This is a genomic window from Pantoea sp. FN0307, from assembly GCF_050113815.1.
In the GTDB taxonomy this organism is placed as follows: Bacteria; Pseudomonadota; Gammaproteobacteria; order Enterobacterales; family Enterobacteriaceae; genus Mixta; species Mixta alhagi.
Map to the genome: position 1 here is coordinate 996,307 of NZ_JBNJSO010000001.1, position 19,575 is coordinate 1,015,881.

Here is a 19,575-nt window from a genome sequence, read left to right on the forward strand (position 1 = left end):
GATAACGCAATGAAAGTCACCGTATTTGGTATCGGCTATGTGGGTCTGGTTCAGGCTGCGGTATTGGCCGAAGTCGGACATGACGTTCTTTGTATTGATGTCGACGAAAACAAAGTCGAAAATCTGAAGAAAGGGATCATTCCCATTTATGAGCCGGGTCTGACGCCGCTGGTTAAGCAAAACTATGAAGCGGGTCGACTGAATTTTACTACCAATGCCGAAGAAGGCGTTAAACATGGCGTTATGCAGTTTATCGCCGTGGGTACGCCGCCGGATGAAGATGGCTCTGCCGATCTGAAATATGTTACTGCGGTAGCGCGTACCATTGCTCAATATATGGATGAGCATAAAGTGGTGCTGGACAAGTCTACTGTACCGGTCGGAACCGCTGACCGCGTGCGTAACGTCATGCAGGAAACCCTTAAGGCGCGTGGGCTGGATTTGACCTTTGATGTGGTCTCTAACCCAGAGTTCCTGAAAGAAGGTGCCGCAGTAAGCGACTGCATGCGTCCTGAGCGTATCGTAGTCGGAACGGATAACGATGAAGTCGTTGAGCTGCTGCGTGAGCTGTATGAGCCGTTTAACCGCAATCACGATCGTCTGATTCTGATGGATATCCGTAGCGCTGAGTTAACCAAGTATGCGGCAAACTGCATGCTGGCGACCAAAATCAGCTTCATGAATGAAATCTCCAACCTGGCGGAACGCCTGGGCGCGGATATTGAGAAAGTGCGTCAGGGTATTGGTTCAGATTCCCGTATCGGCTATCACTTCATTTACCCGGGCTGCGGCTACGGCGGTTCCTGCTTCCCGAAAGATGTACAGGCGCTGATCCGTACGGCGGAAACCATTGGCTATAAACCTCGTCTGCTGCAGGCGGTGGAAGCTGTCAATGACGATCAGAAACTCAAGCTGCCGACCTTTATCAAACGCCATTTCGGTGACGATCTTAAGGGTAAAACCTTTGCGCTGTGGGGACTCTCATTTAAACCCAATACCGACGATATGCGTGAAGCGTCCAGCCGCGTGCTGATGGAAACGCTGTGGGCTGCAGGCGCAACGGTACAGGCGTTCGATCCAGAAGCGATGGATGAAGCTCAGCGTATCTATGGTCATCGTACGGACCTGAAGCTGATGGGAACAAAAGAAGCCGCTCTGCAGGGTGCAGATGCGCTGGTTATTTGTACCGAATGGCAGAACTTCCGTGCGCCAGACTTCGACGTTATTAAAAATGCCTTAAAACAACCCGTGATTTTTGATGGTCGTAACCTGTATGATCCAGAAAGAATTAGCAAACGCGGTTTTGTTTATTATGCAATTGGCCGCGGAGCGTCTATTCAAATTGCATAATTAATGAGGTAAAGATGAACTATCTGGTTACCGGCGCGGCAGGGTTTATTGGTTTTCACGTTACCCAACGCCTTCTGTCGGCCGGTCACCAGGTTGTCGGTCTCGACAACCTGAATGATTATTATGATGTAAATCTCAAACGTGCCCGCCTTAATCAAATCACTTCTTCAGACTTTACTTTTATCGAAGGCGATTTATCTGACAGGGACGCAATAGCCTCGCTGTTTGCACAGCACCGTTTCCAGCGTGTTATTCATCTGGGGGCGCAGGCAGGGGTTCGTTATTCTATTGATAATCCACATGCATATGCAGACGCTAATCTGACGGGGCACCTTAATATTCTTGAAGGCTGTCGTCATCATAAAATCGAGCATTTGCTGTACGCCTCTTCCAGTTCTGTTTACGGTCTGAACCGTAAAATGCCATTTTCCACCGACGACAGCGTAGACCATCCGGTTTCGCTTTATGCGGCCACGAAAAAAGCCAATGAACTGATGTCGCATACTTATTCACATCTTTACGGTATCCCAACGACCGGTTTGCGCTTCTTTACCGTCTACGGACCGTGGGGACGCCCGGATATGGCCCTGTTTAAATTCACCCGAGCTATTATCGCGGGCGAAAGTATTGACGTTTATAACAAGGGTCAAATGCGCCGGGATTTCACTTATATTGACGATATCACCGAGTCGATTTTCCGCCTGCAGGATGTGATACCACAAAAAGATCCTGACTGGACAGTTGAAACAGGCTCGCCTGCCACCAGCTCTGCGCCTTACCGTGTCTATAATATTGGTAACAGTCAGCCGATAACGTTAATGGCTTATATAGAAGCCCTGGAGAAAGCGCTGGGTACAGAGGCGCAGAAAAATATGCTGCCGATGCAGCCAGGCGATGTGCTGGAAACCAGCGCGGATACGCAGGCACTGTACGATGTGATCGGATTTAAACCGCAAACGGGCGTGGAAGAGGGCATCAAACGCTTTGTGGAGTGGTACCGGGCTTTTTATAAGGTCTGAGTTAAGTAATTAAAAAAAGGAAGCCTGGGGCTTCCTTTTTTTGGGTGTGGCCTGGCATGACAAATACGACAAAAAGACCAATAAAAAACCCCATAACAAAATGGGGTTAAGAGAAGCACCCTGAACAGGAATTACAGCAGAAAATCATCCAGCTGCTTGCCTTCCTCTTCAATGGCTTTCTTGATTACCGCAGGAGTACGGCCCTGGCCTGTCCAGGTTTTGCTTTCGCCATTTTCATCAACGTATTTATATTTAGCCGGACGTGCAGCACGCTTGGCTTTGCCACTTGTTTTAGTTGCTGCCATAGTTTGCAGCAGTTCATTCGGATCAATGCCGTCGGCAATCAGCATTTCGCGGTACTGCTGAAGTTTACGCGTACGCTCTTCAATTTCAGCCTGCGCCTGACTTTCTTCTTCGCGGCGCTCATTAACGACCACTTCCAGTTTTTCCAGCATTTCTTCCAGAGTTTCCAGAGTACATTCTCTGGCCTGGGCGCGCAGTGTACGGATGTTGTTCAGAATTTTAAGTGCTTCGCTCATTGTCCTAATCTCAAAATATATTGGGTGGGAGAAATGTTCTGCTTGATAATAATAGAGGTGGAAAAAAGGAACTGCAATAGTTAATTTTGTAAGAAATTCACAAAGTCTTATTAAAGTGAGATTTGCATAACGCAATTGGGGGAAAGTTATAGTTGTCTCAGGCGAAAATAAGCCAGTCCCATTAAAAGCTATCATTAAACGGCCTTAGGCTTACAGGGGATTATCTGTTCAGCCCGGCGCTTAAAATCGTCGTATAACCTAAAGCGTTAGCCTCATTAAGCTTAAAGTGCAAAGGTTCAGAGCGACTAAAAAAAGGCCATAATAAGAACAGGGGTTGAGGTTTTATCATTTAATGCCATGGACAGGGATTATGCGTTACTGCGGATGATGTTAAACAAGCGCCGCGGTTAAACAACATAATCATATTGCAGGTTATCCAGCCGGTGCTACTGAGGCTATGATACAATCGTCGCCGTTTTTGTTTAACCCTTTTGGCGGAGTTCAGCCCTATGGCTCAGCTTTATTTCTATTACTCGGCAATGAATGCCGGGAAATCCACCGCATTGTTGCAATCTTCTTATAATTATCAGGAAAGGGGCATGCGGACTTTGGTCTGGACTGCGGAGATAGATGATCGCTTCGGTAGCGGTAAAGTCAGCTCACGCATTGGCCTTTCGTCACCGGCTAAATTGTTTAACAATCAGACTTTACTGATGCATGAAATTACTGAAGAACATGAAAAAAAGCCGATACATTGCATACTTGTTGATGAATGCCAATTTTTGACGCGCGAACAAGTTCGAGAACTTTCTGATGTTGTCGATTATCTGGATATACCGGTATTGTGTTATGGCTTGCGCACTGATTTCCGTGGTGAATTATTTAGCGGAAGCCAGTATTTATTAGCCTGGGCTGATAAACTTATCGAATTAAAAACCATTTGCCATTGTGGCCGTAAAGCCGGGATGGTGCTGCGTCTTGACAGTGAGGGTAAACCCTATGCCGAAGGCGAGCAGGTAGTTATCGGCGGTAACGAGCGCTATGTTTCTGTGTGTCGCAAGCATTATAAGGATGCGCTGTCTAAAGGCGTTTTACAGCCCGTAGAGCCTTCCTGAAAGGGGAAGCGTAAGCTACAGCGCCAGATGCGTTACAGAGGCTTACAGAGCGTTTATAGAGGAAGTGAAGCGGTGGGAAAACAGCACAGAACACCGGGAATGCGTCCAGACGTCAGAGATAAAAAAAACCCGCCGAAGCGGGTTTTTTATGGTCTGAGAATCAAACTTTTTTAGCTTTCTTCTCTACTTTAGCTTCTTTGACCGGCTGAGCAATGATCGCTTCAGAGACAGATTCAAAGGGTTCTGCATATTCGCGACCGTAGAAGGTATCAAGCATGATCTGTTTCAGCTCAGCAATCAGCGGGTAACGCGGGTTAGCGCCGGTACACTGGTCATCAAACGCGTCATCAGCCAGCTTATCGACTTTCGCCAGGAAATCAGCTTCCTGTACGCCTGCCTCACGAATCGATTTCGGAATACCCAACTGGGCTTTCATATCTTCCAGCCACGCCAGCAGTTTCTCGATTTTCTGCGCCGTGCGGTCACCGGCAGCGCTCAGACCAAGGTGGTCGGCGATTTCGGCATAACGGCGGCGTGCCTGCGGACGATCGTACTGGCTGAACGCTGTCTGTTTGGTCGGATTGTCATTAGCGTTGTAGCGAATAACATTCGAGATTAGCAGGGCATTAGCCAGGCCGTGCGGGATATGGAATTCAGATCCCAGTTTATGCGCCATTGAGTGACACACCCCAAGGAAAGCATTTGCAAAAGCGATACCGGCAATGGTTGCGGCGTTATGAACGCGTTCACGCGCCACTGGATTTTTCGCACCATCGCGATAGCTGTCTGCCAGATTGTCTTTCAGCAGTTTAAGGGCCTGCAGCGCCTGACCATCAGAGTACTCATTGGCCAACACGGAAACATAGGCTTCCAGCGCGTGGGTTACCGCATCAAGACCACCAAAAGCGGCCAGCGATTTCGGCATATTCATCACGAGGTTGGCATCTACGATAGCCATATCCGGCGTTAGCGCATAATCAGCCAGCGGATATTTCTGGCCGGTAGCATCATCGGTCACCACCGCAAACGGCGTAACTTCTGAACCGGTGCCTGAAGTGGTGGTCACCGCAATCATTTTCGCCTTCACGCCCATTTTCGGGAACTTATAGATACGTTTACGGATATCCATAAAGCGCAGAGCCAGCTCTTCGAAATGGGTTTCAGGATGCTCGTACATGACCCACATGATTTTGGCTGCGTCCATCGGAGAGCCGCCGCCAAGCGCAATGATCACATCCGGTTTAAAGGAGTTCATCTGTTCTGCGCCTTTGCGCACGATGCTCAGCGTCGGATCGGCTTCCACTTCAAAGAAAATTTCGGTTTCGACGCCGTGAGATTTCAGTACAGAGGTAATCTGATCGGCATAACCGTTATTAAACAGGAAGCGGTCGGTCACGATAAAGGCGCGTTTTGCTCCGTCAGAAGCCACCTCTTCCAGGGCGATAGGCAGAGAGCCACGACGGAAATAGATAGATTTTGGAAGTTTGTGCCACAACATATTCTCAGCTCGCTTGGCCACGGTTTTCTTATTGATAAGATGTTTAGGACCGACGTTTTCAGAAATTGAGTTGCCGCCCCATGAACCACAGCCCAGCGTCAGAGAAGGTGCCAGTTTAAAGTTATACAGGTCGCCGATACCGCCCTGCGAAGCTGGCGTATTGATCAGGATGCGCGCGGTTTTCATTTTGTCGCCAAAATAATTTACGCGTTCATGCTGGTTGTCCTGGTCGGTATACAGACAAGAGGTATGCCCGATACCGCCCATCGCCACCAGTTTCTCTGCTTTAGCCACAGCCTGCTCAAAGTTTTCTGCGCGGTACATTGCCAGCGTAGGCGAAAGTTTTTCATGGGCGAAAGGTTCAGATTCGTCCACCAGCTGCACTTCGCCAATCAGGATTTTGGTGCTTGCCGGTACATGGATGCCTGCCATTTCGGCAATTTTCACTGCTGGCTGACCCACGATGGCTGCATTCAGCCCGCCGTTTTTCAGGATGATATCCTGCACGGCTTTCAGCTCTGCGCCCTGTAACAGGTAGCCGCCATGGCTGGCGAAACGTTCACGTACCGCATCATAAACGGCGTCTACCACGATAACGGACTGCTCTGAAGCGCAAATGACGCCGTTGTCGAAGGTCTTGGACATCAGAATAGAGGCCACGGCACGCTTGATATCTGCGGTTTCGTCAATAACGACCGGGGTATTCCCCGCGCCGACGCCGATAGCGGGTTTACCCGAGCTGTAAGCTGCTTTCACCATGCCCGGGCCACCGGTTGCCAGAATCAGGTTAATATCCGGATGATGCATCAGCTGGTTAGAAAGCTCGACGGAAGGCTGGTCAATCCAGCCGATAATATCTTTCGGCGCACCAGCGGCGATGGCAGCCTGCAGCACGATATCCGCTGCTTTATTGGTAGCGTCTTTCGCTCGCGGATGTGGAGAGAAGATAATACCGTTACGGGTTTTAAGGCTGATCAGCGCCTTAAAGATAGCGGTGGAGGTTGGGTTAGTAGTAGGGACGATACCGCAAATCAGGCCGGTGGGTTCAGCAATGGTGATGGTGCCGAAAGTCTCGTCAGTTTCCAGAATGCCGCAGGTTTTTTCATCTTTATAGGCATTGTAAATATATTCTGAAGCGAAGTGGTTTTTAATCACTTTATCTTCCACAATACCCATTCCAGATTCCGCTACCGCCATTTTTGCCAGCGGAATACGCGCGTCGGCAGCAGCCAGCGCGGCGGCGCGGAAAATTTTATCAACCTGCTCTTGAGTGAAATTGGCGTATTCGCGCTGCGCTTGTTTTACACGTTCAACAAGTGCGTTAAGTTCAGCGACATTGGTAACGGCCATAATGCTCTCCTGATGGAAGTTAAACTCTTTTAGTAAACAGGCCTGGCTAAATGCGGCATTACACTTTGGAGCAGGCAAATAACCCATTTTGCGCTTTACTTACTCCGTACTGTTTACTGAAAGAGTTTCTATGGCGAAGGCGTTGGTAAATGACAGCGCGCCTCATTATCAATTCCTTTTGATGAGGCCAGCTTACCTGGATCGGGGTAGATGCTTGTTGATTTAGATCAATATTCCTTGAAGCTGACACCTTTCAGCATGATTATTTTTTGACCAGCATCAGGTTTTGACTAATCTGCTGTAAAAGCAATTGTTTTTCGCATCATTAGCTAAACAACCTTTTAACAATGGGTTTTTTACCTGCGCTGAAAGGTAATTACAGCTTTTTAGACTGGGGTTGTCCGCTGGCAAGCGGATGATATTTACTTTAAATTAAGGCGGTTATTATTGGCGCATTTGCGGAGTAGTTTGTGAATACCCTTGCACTGGATCTGTCCGGCTATATTAAATTTTTTGTTGGCCTGTTTGCGCTGGTGAATCCCATCGGGATTATTCCTGTTTTTATTAGCATGACCAGCTACCAGCCGGTGGCTGAAAGAAACAGAACCAACCTGACGGCGAACCTTGCTGTGGCGATTATTCTCTGGACATCGCTGTTTCTGGGTGATGCCATTCTGCATATTTTTGGTATCTCTATCGACTCTTTCCGTATCGCAGGCGGCATCCTGGTGGTGACCATTGCCATGTCGATGATTAGCGGTAAGCTGGGCGAAGATAAGCAGAATAAACAGGAGAAATCAGAAACGGCAGTACGCGAAAGCATTGGCGTTGTGCCGCTGGCATTGCCATTAATGGCGGGCCCGGGTGCCATTAGTTCAACTATTGTCTGGAGCACGCGTTATCACAGCTGGATAAACCTGCTGGCCTTTAGCATCGCCATTGCGCTATTTGCCTTTTGCTGTTGGCTTTTGTTTCGCGCCGCGCCGGTTATGGTGCGTGTGCTGGGGCAAACCGGCATCAACGTTATTACCCGTATCATGGGGTTATTACTTATGGCGTTGGGCATAGAATTTATTGTTACTGGCCTCAGAGCAAGCTTCCCTGGCCTGCTTAATTAACCTTTTCATAACCGATGTATGCGTTACATTGGTTATGAGCTTTATTCTTCCGCGCCAGGCAACTTAATTTTCCCTTTAAATCATTTTTTGCCCTAAAAAAGTGCAATTGCGCACTTTTCTGCACTATTTTGGTGCCTCTATTCATATTCCTTAATAGCGGATGCTAATTATTAGTTTAATTGCTGATTTTTCTGTGACTTTGGTTTACCTGTCCAGAAATGTGATTATTTTCACATCAGTTACTGCGTAATATTTTTCATATGTCAGATTTTTATCAGCCCTTTTGCATTATCGATAGATGATCATTCCATGTGAAGCATTTGTTATGATTTTTTGCCGCTTTTTCAGGCGATTGCCATATTGAGCGGCCCTCTGAAGCAGACTTCTGGCTGTTTTTTCTTTTAATATCAATCGAATAAATCATAATTCATCAGTAAAAATAACACTTCCGTGTTTAGAGCGATCATGATAAAAGAGAAATAGATAACATTTTTACTATTTGTTTTTGGCACAAAAAAATTCATCTGTTAACTTCCGATTAAAGTTTTTTTGATCCGGGCAAAGTGAGAACGGATTTTGCTTTACAGCCTGTAGGTGACTTCTAAGAGCAAAAGGTTTTATGAATCCAGCAAATCCTGATTATTTTGGCAAAGCGGCACTCATTGTTCTCCTGACTTTGTCTGTTAATGCGCGGGCAGCCAGCGTGCCGCCTACTGTAGAGTTAGCTCAGGATCAAACCATTGTTATTAATAACGGTATCGAAGTCGCCTCGCTGGACCCACATAAAACCGAAGGGGTCCCGGAAAGCGATGTCATAACTAATTTGCTGGAAGGATTGCTTGCAACTGATAACGCCGGTCGTCTGGTACCGGGTGTTGCGCAGCAATGGCAGCAGCAAAATAATGTCTGGACCTTCACCCTGAGGCCGGATGCCCGCTGGAGCAATGGCGATCCGGTAACGGCCGCCGATTTTGTCTATAGCTGGCAACGGCTGGCGGATCCAAAAACGGCTTCTCCCTACGCCAGTTTTTTGCAGTACGCACATATTCTGAACGTCGATGAAATTATCGCAGGCAGGCAACCTCCCTCGGCGCTGGGCGTAAAAGCGCTGGATGATCATCACCTGCAGGTTACGCTAAGTCAGCCGGTGCCTTACTTTACGGCGATGCTGGAACATACCCCGCTAAAGCCGGTTCATCGCCAGACCCTCGAGCAGTGGGGGGACAAATGGACGCGCCCGGAGCATTATGTCGGCAACGGCGCCTATACGCTGAACAGCTGGGTGGTTAATGAGAAAATTACGCTGAAGCGCAACCCACATTATTGGGATAATGCGCATACGATTATTGAAACAGCGACCTTCTTGCCGATCAGCTCGGAAACCAGCGACGTCAACCGCTATCGTAGCGGCGGTATCGATATTACCAACAGCGCGATCCCTCCCGAACTCTTCCCTATGCTCAAGAAAGAACTGGGCGCTCAGGTGCATGTCAGCCCTTATCTCTGCACCTTTTATTATGAATTGAATAACCAGCGTCCGCCGTTTAATGATGCGCGGGTGCGTGCGGCGGTAAAATTAACCCTGGATCGCCAAATCATCGCTGAAAAAATCATGGGGCAAGGGCAAATTCCCGCCTTTGGCTTTACGCCGCCCTATATTAACGGGGCTAAATTTACCGCGCCGGCCTGGTTTACTCAGACGCAGGCAGAACGCAACGCCACAGCAAAACAGTTGCTGGCCGCGGCGGGCTACGGCGTGCAAAAGCCGCTGACCTTTACGCTGCTCTATAACACCTCCGATCAAAATAAAAAGCAGGCAATTGCCGCCGCCTCAATGTGGAAAAAAAATCTTGGTGCTAACGTCACGCTGCAAAATCAGGAATGGAAAACCATGCTGAATACCCGTCATGAGGGAAATTATGATGTAGCGCGCGCAACCTGGTGTTCCGACTATAACGAACCTTCCTCTTTCCTGAATATGCTGCTGAGCGACTCCTCAACCAATACCGGTTTTTATCGTAGCCCGGCGTTTGATGCATTAATGGCGAAATCGCTGGTGGCCGACGATGCGCAGCGCGCCGTGTTATATCAACAGGTGGAAGCGCAGCTGGATAAAGATTCAGCGCTGGTGCCGGTCTATTACCGGGTCAGCGTGCGGCTGGTGAAGCCCTGGGTAGGCGGCTTTACCGGCAAAGATGCGCAGGACCGACAGAATATTAAGAATTACTACATTACCAAACATTAATTCGCTGCCCGGGTAATCGATAACGGGCGGTAGATGATGGCAGCCGTAAGAAAACAGGAAGCAAACCCTGTCCGGCTTCAGGTTCCGGAGCGCGTGACAGGTAACCCGTACAGCGGGGGAAAGCCGTAGGTAAATACCGCGGTAATTATAAAAAAACTGGAGTAAACATGACCAACATCACAAATAAAAGCCTGGCGGCACTGGGCGTTATGGCAGCGCTGGGCGCATTAAACGTGAACAGCGCGCTGGCAGCCAATGTGCCGGCAGGGGTGCAGCTGGCGGAAAAACAGGAGCTGATCAGAGGCAACGGCGCCGAGCTGCAGTCGCTCGATCCCCACAAAGTCGAAGGCGTGCCGGAAGCCTATGTGAGCCGCGATCTGTATGAAGGGTTGGCGATTAACGACGCCGAGGGAAAAATTCAGCCTGGCGTGGCGGAAAGCTGGGAAAGCAAGGAGGGCGGTAAGGTCTGGATCTTCCATCTGCGTAAAAATGTGAAATGGTCCAATGGCGAGCCGCTAACCGCCAATGATTTTGTCTATAGCTGGCGTCGCCTGGCCGATCCGAAAACGGCATCGCCCTACGCCAGTTATCTGCAGTACGGCCATCTGCTGAATGTGGATGATATTATTGCTGGCAAAAAAGCGCCGGATACCCTCGGTATTAAAGCCGTTGATGACCATACGCTGGAGGTTACGCTGAGCGAAGCGGTGCCTTATTTTTATAAGCTGATTATTCACCACTCTATGTCGCCGGTGTATAAACCCGTTATCGAAAAATTTGGCGATAAATGGACGCAGCCGGAAAACTTTGTTGGTAACGGCGCGTTTAAGGTTAAAGAGTGGGTGATTAACGAACGCCTGGTTGTAGAGCGTAACCCGCAATACTGGGATAACGCCCATACCGTACTGAATAAAGTCACCTTTCTGCCCATTTCTTCAGAAGTGACCGATACAAACCGCTATCGCAGCGGCGGCAGCGATATGACCTATAACTATCTGCCGATTGAGCTGTATCAGAAGCTGAAAAAAGAGATCCCGCAGGAGATCCATGCCGACCCGTATCTCTGCACCTATTATTACGAAATTAATAACCAGAAACCGCCGTTTAACGATCCACGCGTACGTACCGCGCTGAAGCTGGGTATCGATCGCGACATCATTGTGAATAAGGTAAAAGCGCAGGGCGAAGACCCCGCCTGGAGCTATACGCCGCCATTTACTGACGGCATCACTCTGACCAAACCGGAATGGATGAGCTGGACCCAGCAGAAACGCAATGAAGAAGCGAAAAAGCTGCTGGCCGAAGCGGGCTATACCGCCGATAAGCCGCTGTCGTTCAGCCTGCTGTATAACACTTCCGATCTGCATAAAAAGCTGGCCATTGCCGCCGCCTCGATCTGGAAGAAAAATCTGGGTGTGGAGGTCAAGCTACAGAACCAGGAATGGAAGACCTTCCTTGATACGCGTCATCAGGGCAACTTTGATGTCGCGCGCGCCGCCTGGTGTGCCGATTACAATGAACCCACCAGCTTCCTGAATACCATGCTTTCAGACAGCAGCAATAATACCTCGCACTATAAAAGCGCTGAGTTCGATAAACTGCTGGCGCAGGCGTTGAGCGCAAAAGATGAGGCAACGCGGAGCCAGATTTACGCCGAAGCGGAGAAGGTGCTGGATAAAGATTCCGTTATTGTGCCGATCTACTACTACAAAAACCTGCGTCTGGTGAAACCTTATGTCGGCGGCTATACCGGCAAAGATCCGCTGGATAATTCGCACGATAAAGATCTCTATATCATCAAACATTAATGCAGGCTTCCGGGCGGTCGAAGGCCGCCCATTTCGGGCAATATGGTTTCGGCTATCCGGCTGAAGCCAGATTTATCAGGTACGGGCAATGTTAAAGTTCATCCTGCGTCGCTGCCTTGAAGCAATTCCGACGCTATTTATTCTGGTTACGATCTCTTTCTTTATGATGCGCCTGGCGCCCGGTAGTCCATTTACCGGCGAACGTGCCTTAACGCCGGAAGTGATGGCGAATATCGAAGCGAAATATCATTTAAACGATCCGATGTGGAAGCAGTACGTCGATTATCTTAACCAACTGGCGCACGGCGATTTCGGTCCTTCGTTTAAATATAAGGATTATACCGTTAACGATTTAGTGGCCGGCTCGTTCCCGGTTTCCGCGAAGCTCGGCGCGGCGGCCTTTATTTTTGCCGTGCTGCTGGGGGTAACGGCAGGCGTTATCGCTGCGTTAAATCAAAACAGTAAATGGGATTATGTCGTCATGGGGGTGGCGATGACCGGCATAGTTATTCCCAGTTTTGTTGTCGCGCCGCTGCTGGTATTAATCTTTTCTATTACTCTGAAATGGTTGCCCGGCGGTGGCTGGAACGGCGGGGCGCTGAAATTTATGATCCTGCCGATGGTGGCGCTGTCACTGGCCTATATCGCCAGCATTGCGCGTATTACCCGTGGCTCGATGATTGAGGTCATGCACTCTAACTTTATTCGTACCGCGCGCGCCAAAGGATTACCGACGCGGCGTATTGTGTTACGTCACGCTTTAAAGCCTGCGCTGTTGCCGGTGCTTTCTTATCTTGGCCCCGCTTTTGTTGGGATTATTACCGGTTCGATGGTTATTGAAACGATTTACGGGCTACCGGGAATTGGGCAGCTGTTTGTTAATGGCGCGCTGAACCGTGACTATTCACTGGTACTGAGCCTGACGATTTTAGTCGGCACGCTGACCATTGTGTTTAACGCTATCGTTGACGTGCTGTATGCCGTCATCGATCCGAAAATTCGTTATTAATACCGGGGCTCGCCATGATTTTAAGTAAGAAAAATAGCGACGCTCTTGATACGTTCAGTGAAAAGCTGGAAGTGGAAGGGCGCAGTTTGTGGCAGGACGCGCGTCGTCGTTTTATACATAACCGTGCGGCGTTGGCCAGCCTGTTTATTTTACTGCTGATCGCGCTTTTTGTGATTATTGCTCCCTGGGTCTCGCCCTTTACCTATGATGATACCGACTGGGCGATGATGTCTGCCGCGCCGGATATGGAATCAGGCCACTATTTTGGCACCGACTCCTCCGGGCGCGATCTGTTAGTGCGCGTGGCGATCGGCGGGCGTATCTCACTGATGGTTGGCATTGCAGCCGCGCTGGTAGCGGTAGTGGTTGGCACCCTGTACGGCACGCTGGCAGGCTATCTGGGCGGGAAAACGGATTCCGTTATGATGCGTTTGTTGGAAATCCTTAACTCTTTTCCCTTTATGTTCTTTGTGATCCTGCTGGTGACCTTTTTCGGGCAGAACATTCTGCTGATCTTTGTCGCCATCGGCATGGTCTCCTGGCTGGATATGGCGCGTATTGTGCGCGGCCAGACGTTAAGCCTGAAGCGAAAGGAATATATTGAAGCAGCCCAGGTCGGCGGCGTCTCGACAATCAAGATTGTACTGCGCCATATCGTGCCGAACGTGCTGGGCGTGGTCGTGGTCTACGCCTCTTTACTGGTGCCGGGCATGATCCTGTTTGAGTCATTCCTTAGCTTTCTGGGCCTGGGAACGCAGGAGCCGCTCAGTAGCTGGGGTGCCTTGCTGAGCGACGGTGCCAACTCAATGGAAGTGTCGCCCTGGCTGTTGCTTTATCCGGCAGGTTTTCTGGTTATCACGCTGTTTTGTTTTAACTTTATCGGTGATGGCCTGCGTGATGCCCTCGACCCGAAAGATCGTTAAGGAGTTTCCCGATGAGTACGATTGAAGTTCAGCCTGCAATGGCGAAAAGCGCGGGAAGCGACTTACTGCTCGACGTAAAGGATTTACGCGTCACCTTTTCTACGCCAGACGGCGATGTCACCGCGGTTAATGACCTTAACTTCAGCCTGCGGGCCGGTGAAACGTTAGGGATTGTCGGCGAATCCGGCTCTGGTAAATCACAAACCGCTTTTGCCCTGATGGGCCTGCTGGCCAGTAACGGACGCATCGAAGGCTCCGCGCGATTTAACGGTCGTGAAATCCTTAACCTGCCGGAGAAGCAGCTTAACGCGCTGCGGGCAGAGCAGGTGGCGATGATTTTCCAGGATCCGATGACTTCGCTGAATCCTTATCTGCGCGTCGGCGATCAGTTGATGGAAGTATTACAACTGCATAAAGGAATGAGCAAAGCGCAGGCGTTTGAAGAGTCGGTACGGATGCTGGATGCGGTAAAAATGCCGGAAGCGCGCAAGCGCATGAAAATGTACCCGCATGAGTTTTCTGGCGGCATGCGCCAGCGCGTAATGATTGCAATGGCGCTGCTTTGCCGGCCCAAACTGCTGATTGCCGATGAGCCGACCACCGCGCTTGACGTAACGGTGCAGGCGCAAATCATGACGCTGTTGAATGAGCTGAAACGCGAGTTTAATACCGCCATTATCATGATTACTCATGACCTGGGAGTCGTGGCGGGTATCTGTAATAAGGTCCTGGTGATGTATGCCGGACGCACCATGGAGTACGGCAACGCGCGCGACGTCTTTTATCATCCGGCGCATCCTTACGCGCTGGGGCTGTTGAACGCGGTGCCGCGTCTGGATACGGAAGGGGAATCGCTGCTGACCATACCGGGCAACCCGCCGAATCTGCTGCGTCTGCCAAAAGGATGTCCGTTTCAGCCCCGTTGCCCTTATGCGATGGAAATTTGCGCCGCCGCGCCGCCGCTGGAGGCCTTTGGCGAAGGGCGTTTGCGTGCCTGCTTTAAGCCGGTGGAGGAATTGGTATGAACGCCGTAGCTGAGAAAAAAGTACTGCTCGAAATCGCCGATCTCAAGGTGCATTTCGATATTAAAGACGGCAAACAGTGGTTCTGGCAGCCGTCAAAAACATTGAAGGCGGTAGATGGCGTCAGCCTGCGTCTGTATGAGGGAGAGACGCTGGGCGTGGTTGGCGAATCGGGCTGCGGCAAATCAACGCTGGCGCGCGCCATTATCGGTCTGGTCAAGGCCACCGATGGCCGCGTTGCCTGGCTGGGTCGCGACCTGCTTGGCCAAAGCGACGAGGAGTGGCGCAAGGCGCGCAGCGATATTCAGATGATTTTTCAGGATCCGCTGGCCTCGCTGAACCCGCGCATGAATATCGGCGATATTATTGCCGAGCCGCTGCGAACCTATCATCCCAATATGCCGCGTCAGGAAATAAAAGATTGCGTTAAGGCGATGATGATGAAAGTTGGGCTGCTACCGAACCTGATTAACCGTTATCCGCATGAGTTTTCCGGCGGTCAGTGTCAGCGTATCGGTATTGCCCGCGCGCTGATTCTGGAGCCAAAGCTGATCATTTGCGATGAGCCGGTATCGGCGCTGGATGTTTCAATTCAGGCGCAGGTAGTGAATCTGCTGCAGCAGTTACAGCGTGAAATGGGGCTTTCACTGATTTTTATTGCTCATGACCTGGCGGTAGTGAAGCACATTTCCGATCGCGTGCTGGTGATGTATCTGGGACATGCGGTAGAGCTGGGAACCTACAGCGAGGTTTATAACAATCCGCAGCATCCTTATACCCGGGCGCTGATGTCTGCCGTACCGATCCCCGATCCCGATCGGGAGAGAAATAAAACTATTCAGCTGCTGGAGGGTGAGCTGCCATCGCCGATTAATCCGCCATCGGGCTGCGTGTTTCGTACCCGTTGCCCGATTGCCGGACCCGAATGCGCGAAAACGCGCCCGCTGCTGGAGGGAAGTTTCCGCCATGCGGTTTCCTGCCTGAAGGTGGATCCGCTCTAGCGTGCTGATACCAAAAAGGCTGCCGGAGGCAGCCTTTTTTCGTCATGGGGCGCGCGTTATTCCCGCCACAAAATATGGCACAGCTTATGATCTTTCTCACGGCACAGCAGAACGCGGGCGAAAACGTCGGTTACCGGTTCGCCTTCCGCTTCGCCAAGACCAATCACCACTTCGGCGAAAAAGTCGGGATTCAAATCGTAATCGACATGCTCGCGCCAGTCTTCCGAGGGATCAAACAGCTCCGCGCCGCCGCGCTCTTCAAACTGCAAATTAAACAGGATGATATCCGCCGGATCGAGGTTATCGCCCGCCAGCTCAAGAAAAATATCGTAAGCCTGTTCCAGCGTTTCATCTTCAGTAAGACGGTTATTTAAGTCCATGATTGATCCCGTATGCCCGCAGGCGTAATAGCATTTTCCGCCTCTTTTACAGCAACGGACTAAAGAAGTAAAACAGTCGTTCAACGATCCGCTGCCACCAGGGACGACGCACCCAGCGTTTGGCATCCACCAGACGGGAGCGGGCAATATAATCATCCTGCACGTGCGCCAAATCGCTGCCAAAACCGTCGTCGTCAATCACCAGCGTAATTTCAAAATTTAGCCACAGGCTGCGCATATCCAGGTTAACGGTGCCAATCAGACTAAGCTGCCCATCCACCAGCACGCTTTTGGTATGCAGCAGGCCACCTTCGAACTGGTAAATTTTTACCCCGGCTTCCAGCAGTTCAGTAAAGAAAGCGCGACTGGCCCAGCCAACCAGCAGCGAGTCATTATGACGCGGCACAATGATGCTGACATCAACGCCGCGCAGCGCCGCCGTACAGATAGCATGTAATAAATCGTCGCTGGGAACAAAGTAGGGCGTGGTCATAATCAGCTGTTCGCGCGCCGAATAGACCGCCGTCAGCAGCGCCTGGTGGATCATATCTTCCGGGAAACCGGGACCAGAGGCGATCACCTGAATAGTATGCCCACTCTCCTGTTCGAAGGGCATTACGTTAGTATCCGGCGGCGGCGGCAAAATGCGTTTGCCCGTTTCAATCTCCCAGTCACAGGAGTAAATAATGCCCATGGTGGTTGCTACCGGGCCCACCATACGCGCCATTAAATCGATCCACTGACCTACGCCCGCATCCTGTTTGAAATAGCGCGGATCAACCATATTCATGCTGCCGGTATAGGCAATATAGTTATCGATCAGCACCACTTTACGGTGCTGACGTAAATCCATACGGCGCAGAAAAACGCGCAGCAGGCTGACGTGCAGCGCCTCGACAACGTCAACCCCGGCATTGCGCATCATCGCGGGCCACTGGCTGCGGAAAAAGGTAACGCTGCCGGCTGAATCCAGCATCAGGCGACAGTGCACGCCGCGTCGCGCCGCCGCCATCAGCGACTCGGCAACGTCGTCTGCCAGGCCACCGGGATGCCAGATATAAAACACCATCTCGATATTATGGCGCGCCAGCTGAATATCACGGATCAGGGCTTTCATTGTATCGTCAGTACTGGTCAGCAGCTGCAGCTGGTTGCCTTTCACACCGGCAATGCCCTGACGATTTTCACACAGCTGAAACAGCGAGCGTGCCACATCGCTGTGTTCTGTGGCGAAAATAGAGTGACAGCTTTTTAAGTCATGCAGCCAGCGGGCAGTAGAGGGCCACATGGTGCGTGCGCGCTCAGCACGCCGTTTGCCCAGATAGAGCTCGCCAAAGGAAAGATAAGCGATGATGCCCACCAGCGGCAGAATATAGATAATCAACAGCCAGGCCATCGCTGACGTTACCGCCCGGCGTTTCATCAGAATACGTAGCGTCACGCCAGCGATCAGTAACCAGTAGCCGAAAAATAAGAGCCAACTAATCAGAGTGTAGAACGTGGTCATAAAGTGGAAGTCCGGTTCGCGCTTTGATGCAGGGAGTGTACGTGGAGATAGCTACCTGCGAAACCCTTTGCCGTTAATCAGCAACAGAGAAGGATGTTGCCAGCGGAGGAAAAGATCTATAATGCGCCGCGTTGTTTGGCAATCGGATAAATATTATGAAGCGAAGCAGGAATGAAGTCGCTCGCTGGCGTATGTTGCGTCAGGCCCAGCGTAAAAAGGCGCGCTGGCTGGAAGGGCAGTCGCGGCGTTATCGACGTATCCATGTCATTCGCCATCAGCTGGCGCAGCAGCAACGCCGTTCAGTGCTGTTTATCAACTATTTCTGGTAAGAAAAAAGGGAGCATTGTGGCTCCCTTAATGTTTCTCTGAGGCTTTTCGCCCCGCTTATTTACCCGCCAGCAAGATGTTTACGCTCAAAATACCCGCTTAAACGGCTTCACAGCGACCTGTTTATAGACGCCAGCGGCGATATAGGGATCGTCCTCAGCCCAGGACTGCGCTGCTTCCAGCGAGGGGAACTCAGCGATTACCGTTGAGCCGGTAAAACCCGCCGCTCCCGGTTCGTTACTGTCAACGGCAGGCATCGGGCCGGCCACAATTAAACGACCTTCGTCCCGCAGTAGCTGTAGACGAGCAAGGTGGGCCGGGCGAACGGCGCCGCGCTTTTCCAGCGAATCGGCATGGTCTTCAGCATAAATAACATACAGCACGATAATTACTCCTGTTGGGGCGGGTCAGTTTGGCAGCTACGTTAATTTATCGTAAAGTTTTGTGCAAATGAAAAGATAACGCCTTGTTGACCTGTAGCAATGAAGGCGGGTTTTATGCTTTTTTCTGGCTGCTGTAGTGGGTGAGTTGTTGAAACTGATTGCTATTTGCATTTAAAATTGCGACCTCACTTGACCATGCGAATAGTTATGACAACGCTGACGACTCCTTTACCTCGCCGCTTATCAGTATCCATGTTGCTTTCAGTGGCGCTGCACGGCAGCGTGATTGCCGCTTTGTTGTATGCTTCGTTTAATCGGAGCGTTGAAGCGCCTAAGATGTCGCAGCCCATTAGCGTCTCGCTGGTGGCTCCGGAGGTTCAGCCGCAGGCACAGCCTACACCGGAGCCTGCGCCCATGCCGGAACCAGAACCGGAACCCCAGCCGGAGCCGACGCCTGAGCCGCCGAAGGCGGAGCCGGTACCGATCCCCAAACCTGAGCCGAAACCCAGACCGAAGCCCAAACCGAAACCGGTTAAAAAAGAGGTGGTGAAGCCGCCTAAAGAGATCAAACCACAGACGCAGCCGCGGCAGGCATCGCCTTTCCAGGAAAATAGCGCCAAAACCACGGCGGCGAAACCCTCCAGCGCGCCGAAAACTTCGCCAGCGCCATCGCGCACCGTTTCTGACGGGCCGCGAGCGTTAAGCGTCGGCAAGCCGGTTTATCCCGCGCGCGCTTTTGCCCTGCGTATTGAAGGGCGCGTGCGCGTGCAGTATGACGTAGACAGCAGCGGGCGTGTTGATAACATCCGTATTCTGTCAGCGCAGCCGCGTAATATGTTTGAGCGTGATGTGAAGCAGGCTATGAGGAAGTGGCGCTATGAGAGCGGCAAGCCAGGCAATAACCTGACGATGACTATCGTGTTTCGCATTAACGGCGGCACCAGCATTGAATAGCGCGGCTATCGCCTGAAAAAGGTGCCG

17 protein-coding genes are annotated in these 19,575 nt (G+C 50.9%); 12 read left to right on the forward strand and 5 right to left on the reverse strand.

The genetic code is table 11. The annotated features are described in order from the left end of the window. Nucleotides 1-9 precede the first annotated feature (9 nt). Nucleotides 10-1,350, forward strand: a complete 1,341-nt coding sequence (locus tag ACQE3Z_RS04710; RefSeq protein WP_426972410.1) for a UDP-glucose dehydrogenase family protein — start codon at nucleotides 10-12, stop codon at nucleotides 1,348-1,350. A gap of 14 nt (nucleotides 1,351-1,364) precedes the next feature. Continuing rightward, on the forward strand, nucleotides 1,365-2,369 hold the full coding sequence (locus tag ACQE3Z_RS04715) for an NAD-dependent epimerase (protein WP_426972411.1): 1,005 nt from the start codon (nucleotides 1,365-1,367) through the stop codon (nucleotides 2,367-2,369). A 131-nt stretch (nucleotides 2,370-2,500) separates the two neighbouring features. Here the strand turns inward: ACQE3Z_RS04715 and hns are convergent, their stop codons facing one another. Continuing rightward, a complete protein-coding gene (hns, locus tag ACQE3Z_RS04720; protein WP_085071573.1) occupies nucleotides 2,501-2,908 on the reverse strand; it encodes a histone-like nucleoid-structuring protein H-NS in 408 nt (135 codons plus the stop codon). 509 nt (nucleotides 2,909-3,417) lie between these two features. Between hns and tdk the strand changes: the two genes are divergently transcribed. Continuing rightward, a complete protein-coding gene (gene tdk / locus ACQE3Z_RS04725) occupies nucleotides 3,418-4,023 on the forward strand; it encodes a thymidine kinase (RefSeq protein ID WP_250650073.1) in 606 nt (201 codons plus the stop codon). A gap of 160 nt (nucleotides 4,024-4,183) precedes the next feature. Here the strand turns inward: tdk and adhE are convergent, their stop codons facing one another. After that, the gene (adhE, locus tag ACQE3Z_RS04730; protein ID WP_426972412.1) at nucleotides 4,184-6,871 is read right to left on the reverse strand and encodes a bifunctional acetaldehyde-CoA/alcohol dehydrogenase; all 2,688 of its coding nucleotides are present in this window, start codon (nucleotides 6,869-6,871) and stop codon (nucleotides 4,184-4,186) included. Nucleotides 6,872-7,341: 470 nt separating this feature from the next. Here adhE and ACQE3Z_RS04735 point away from each other — a divergent pair, with 470 nt between their 5' ends. The 7 genes from ACQE3Z_RS04735 to oppF all read left to right on the forward strand — a co-directional run bounded on the left by ACQE3Z_RS04735 (nucleotide 7,342) and on the right by oppF (nucleotide 15,997). Then, the gene (locus tag ACQE3Z_RS04735) at nucleotides 7,342-7,989 is read left to right on the forward strand and encodes a YchE family NAAT transporter (protein WP_426972413.1); all 648 of its coding nucleotides are present in this window, start codon (nucleotides 7,342-7,344) and stop codon (nucleotides 7,987-7,989) included. A gap of 619 nt (nucleotides 7,990-8,608) precedes the next feature. Beyond that, nucleotides 8,609-10,234, forward strand: coding sequence for an ABC transporter substrate-binding protein (locus ACQE3Z_RS04740; protein WP_426972414.1), 1,626 nt, complete (start codon nucleotides 8,609-8,611; stop codon nucleotides 10,232-10,234). A 167-nt stretch (nucleotides 10,235-10,401) separates the two neighbouring features. Further along, nucleotides 10,402-12,042, forward strand: a complete 1,641-nt coding sequence (oppA, locus tag ACQE3Z_RS04745; protein WP_426972415.1) for an oligopeptide ABC transporter substrate-binding protein OppA — start codon at nucleotides 10,402-10,404, stop codon at nucleotides 12,040-12,042. Nucleotides 12,043-12,130: 88 nt separating this feature from the next. Further along, nucleotides 12,131-13,051 (forward strand): oligopeptide ABC transporter permease OppB, encoded by a 921-nt coding sequence (oppB, locus tag ACQE3Z_RS04750; protein WP_085071578.1) that lies wholly within the window; start codon nucleotides 12,131-12,133, stop codon nucleotides 13,049-13,051. 14 nt (nucleotides 13,052-13,065) lie between these two features. Further along, entirely contained in the window at nucleotides 13,066-13,974 is a 909-nt protein-coding gene (oppC, locus tag ACQE3Z_RS04755; protein ID WP_250650071.1) for an oligopeptide ABC transporter permease OppC, read from the forward strand. An 11-nt stretch (nucleotides 13,975-13,985) separates the two neighbouring features. Then, nucleotides 13,986-14,999, forward strand: a complete 1,014-nt coding sequence (locus ACQE3Z_RS04760) for an ABC transporter ATP-binding protein (RefSeq protein WP_250650070.1) — start codon at nucleotides 13,986-13,988, stop codon at nucleotides 14,997-14,999. Further along, complete coding sequence (oppF, locus tag ACQE3Z_RS04765) at nucleotides 14,996-15,997, forward strand: murein tripeptide/oligopeptide ABC transporter ATP binding protein OppF (protein WP_426972416.1); 1,002 nt, start codon at nucleotides 14,996-14,998, stop codon at nucleotides 15,995-15,997. The genes ACQE3Z_RS04760 and oppF overlap by 4 nt, the downstream gene beginning before the upstream one ends. 56 nt (nucleotides 15,998-16,053) lie before the next feature. Here oppF and ACQE3Z_RS04770 read toward each other — a convergent pair whose 3' ends face one another. Together ACQE3Z_RS04770 and cls are read right to left on the reverse strand one after the other, a co-directional pair. Next, the gene (locus ACQE3Z_RS04770) at nucleotides 16,054-16,377 is read right to left on the reverse strand and encodes an HI1450 family dsDNA-mimic protein (RefSeq protein ID WP_085071582.1); all 324 of its coding nucleotides are present in this window, start codon (nucleotides 16,375-16,377) and stop codon (nucleotides 16,054-16,056) included. Between the two features lie 46 nt (nucleotides 16,378-16,423). Further along, nucleotides 16,424-17,884, reverse strand: coding sequence for a cardiolipin synthase (gene cls, locus ACQE3Z_RS04775; protein ID WP_426972417.1), 1,461 nt, complete (start codon nucleotides 17,882-17,884; stop codon nucleotides 16,424-16,426). A gap of 155 nt (nucleotides 17,885-18,039) precedes the next feature. Here cls and ACQE3Z_RS04780 point away from each other — a divergent pair, with 155 nt between their 5' ends. After that, nucleotides 18,040-18,213, forward strand: a complete 174-nt coding sequence (locus ACQE3Z_RS04780; protein ID WP_250650067.1) for a YciY family protein — start codon at nucleotides 18,040-18,042, stop codon at nucleotides 18,211-18,213. An 84-nt stretch (nucleotides 18,214-18,297) separates the two neighbouring features. Here ACQE3Z_RS04780 and ACQE3Z_RS04785 read toward each other — a convergent pair whose 3' ends face one another. Beyond that, entirely contained in the window at nucleotides 18,298-18,594 is a 297-nt protein-coding gene (locus tag ACQE3Z_RS04785; RefSeq protein ID WP_426972418.1) for a YciI family protein, read from the reverse strand. 207 nt (nucleotides 18,595-18,801) lie between these two features. Between ACQE3Z_RS04785 and tonB the strand changes: the two genes are divergently transcribed. Further along, nucleotides 18,802-19,548 (forward strand): TonB system transport protein TonB, encoded by a 747-nt coding sequence (tonB, locus tag ACQE3Z_RS04790; RefSeq protein WP_426972420.1) that lies wholly within the window; start codon nucleotides 18,802-18,804, stop codon nucleotides 19,546-19,548. Nucleotides 19,549-19,575 lie beyond the last annotated feature (27 nt).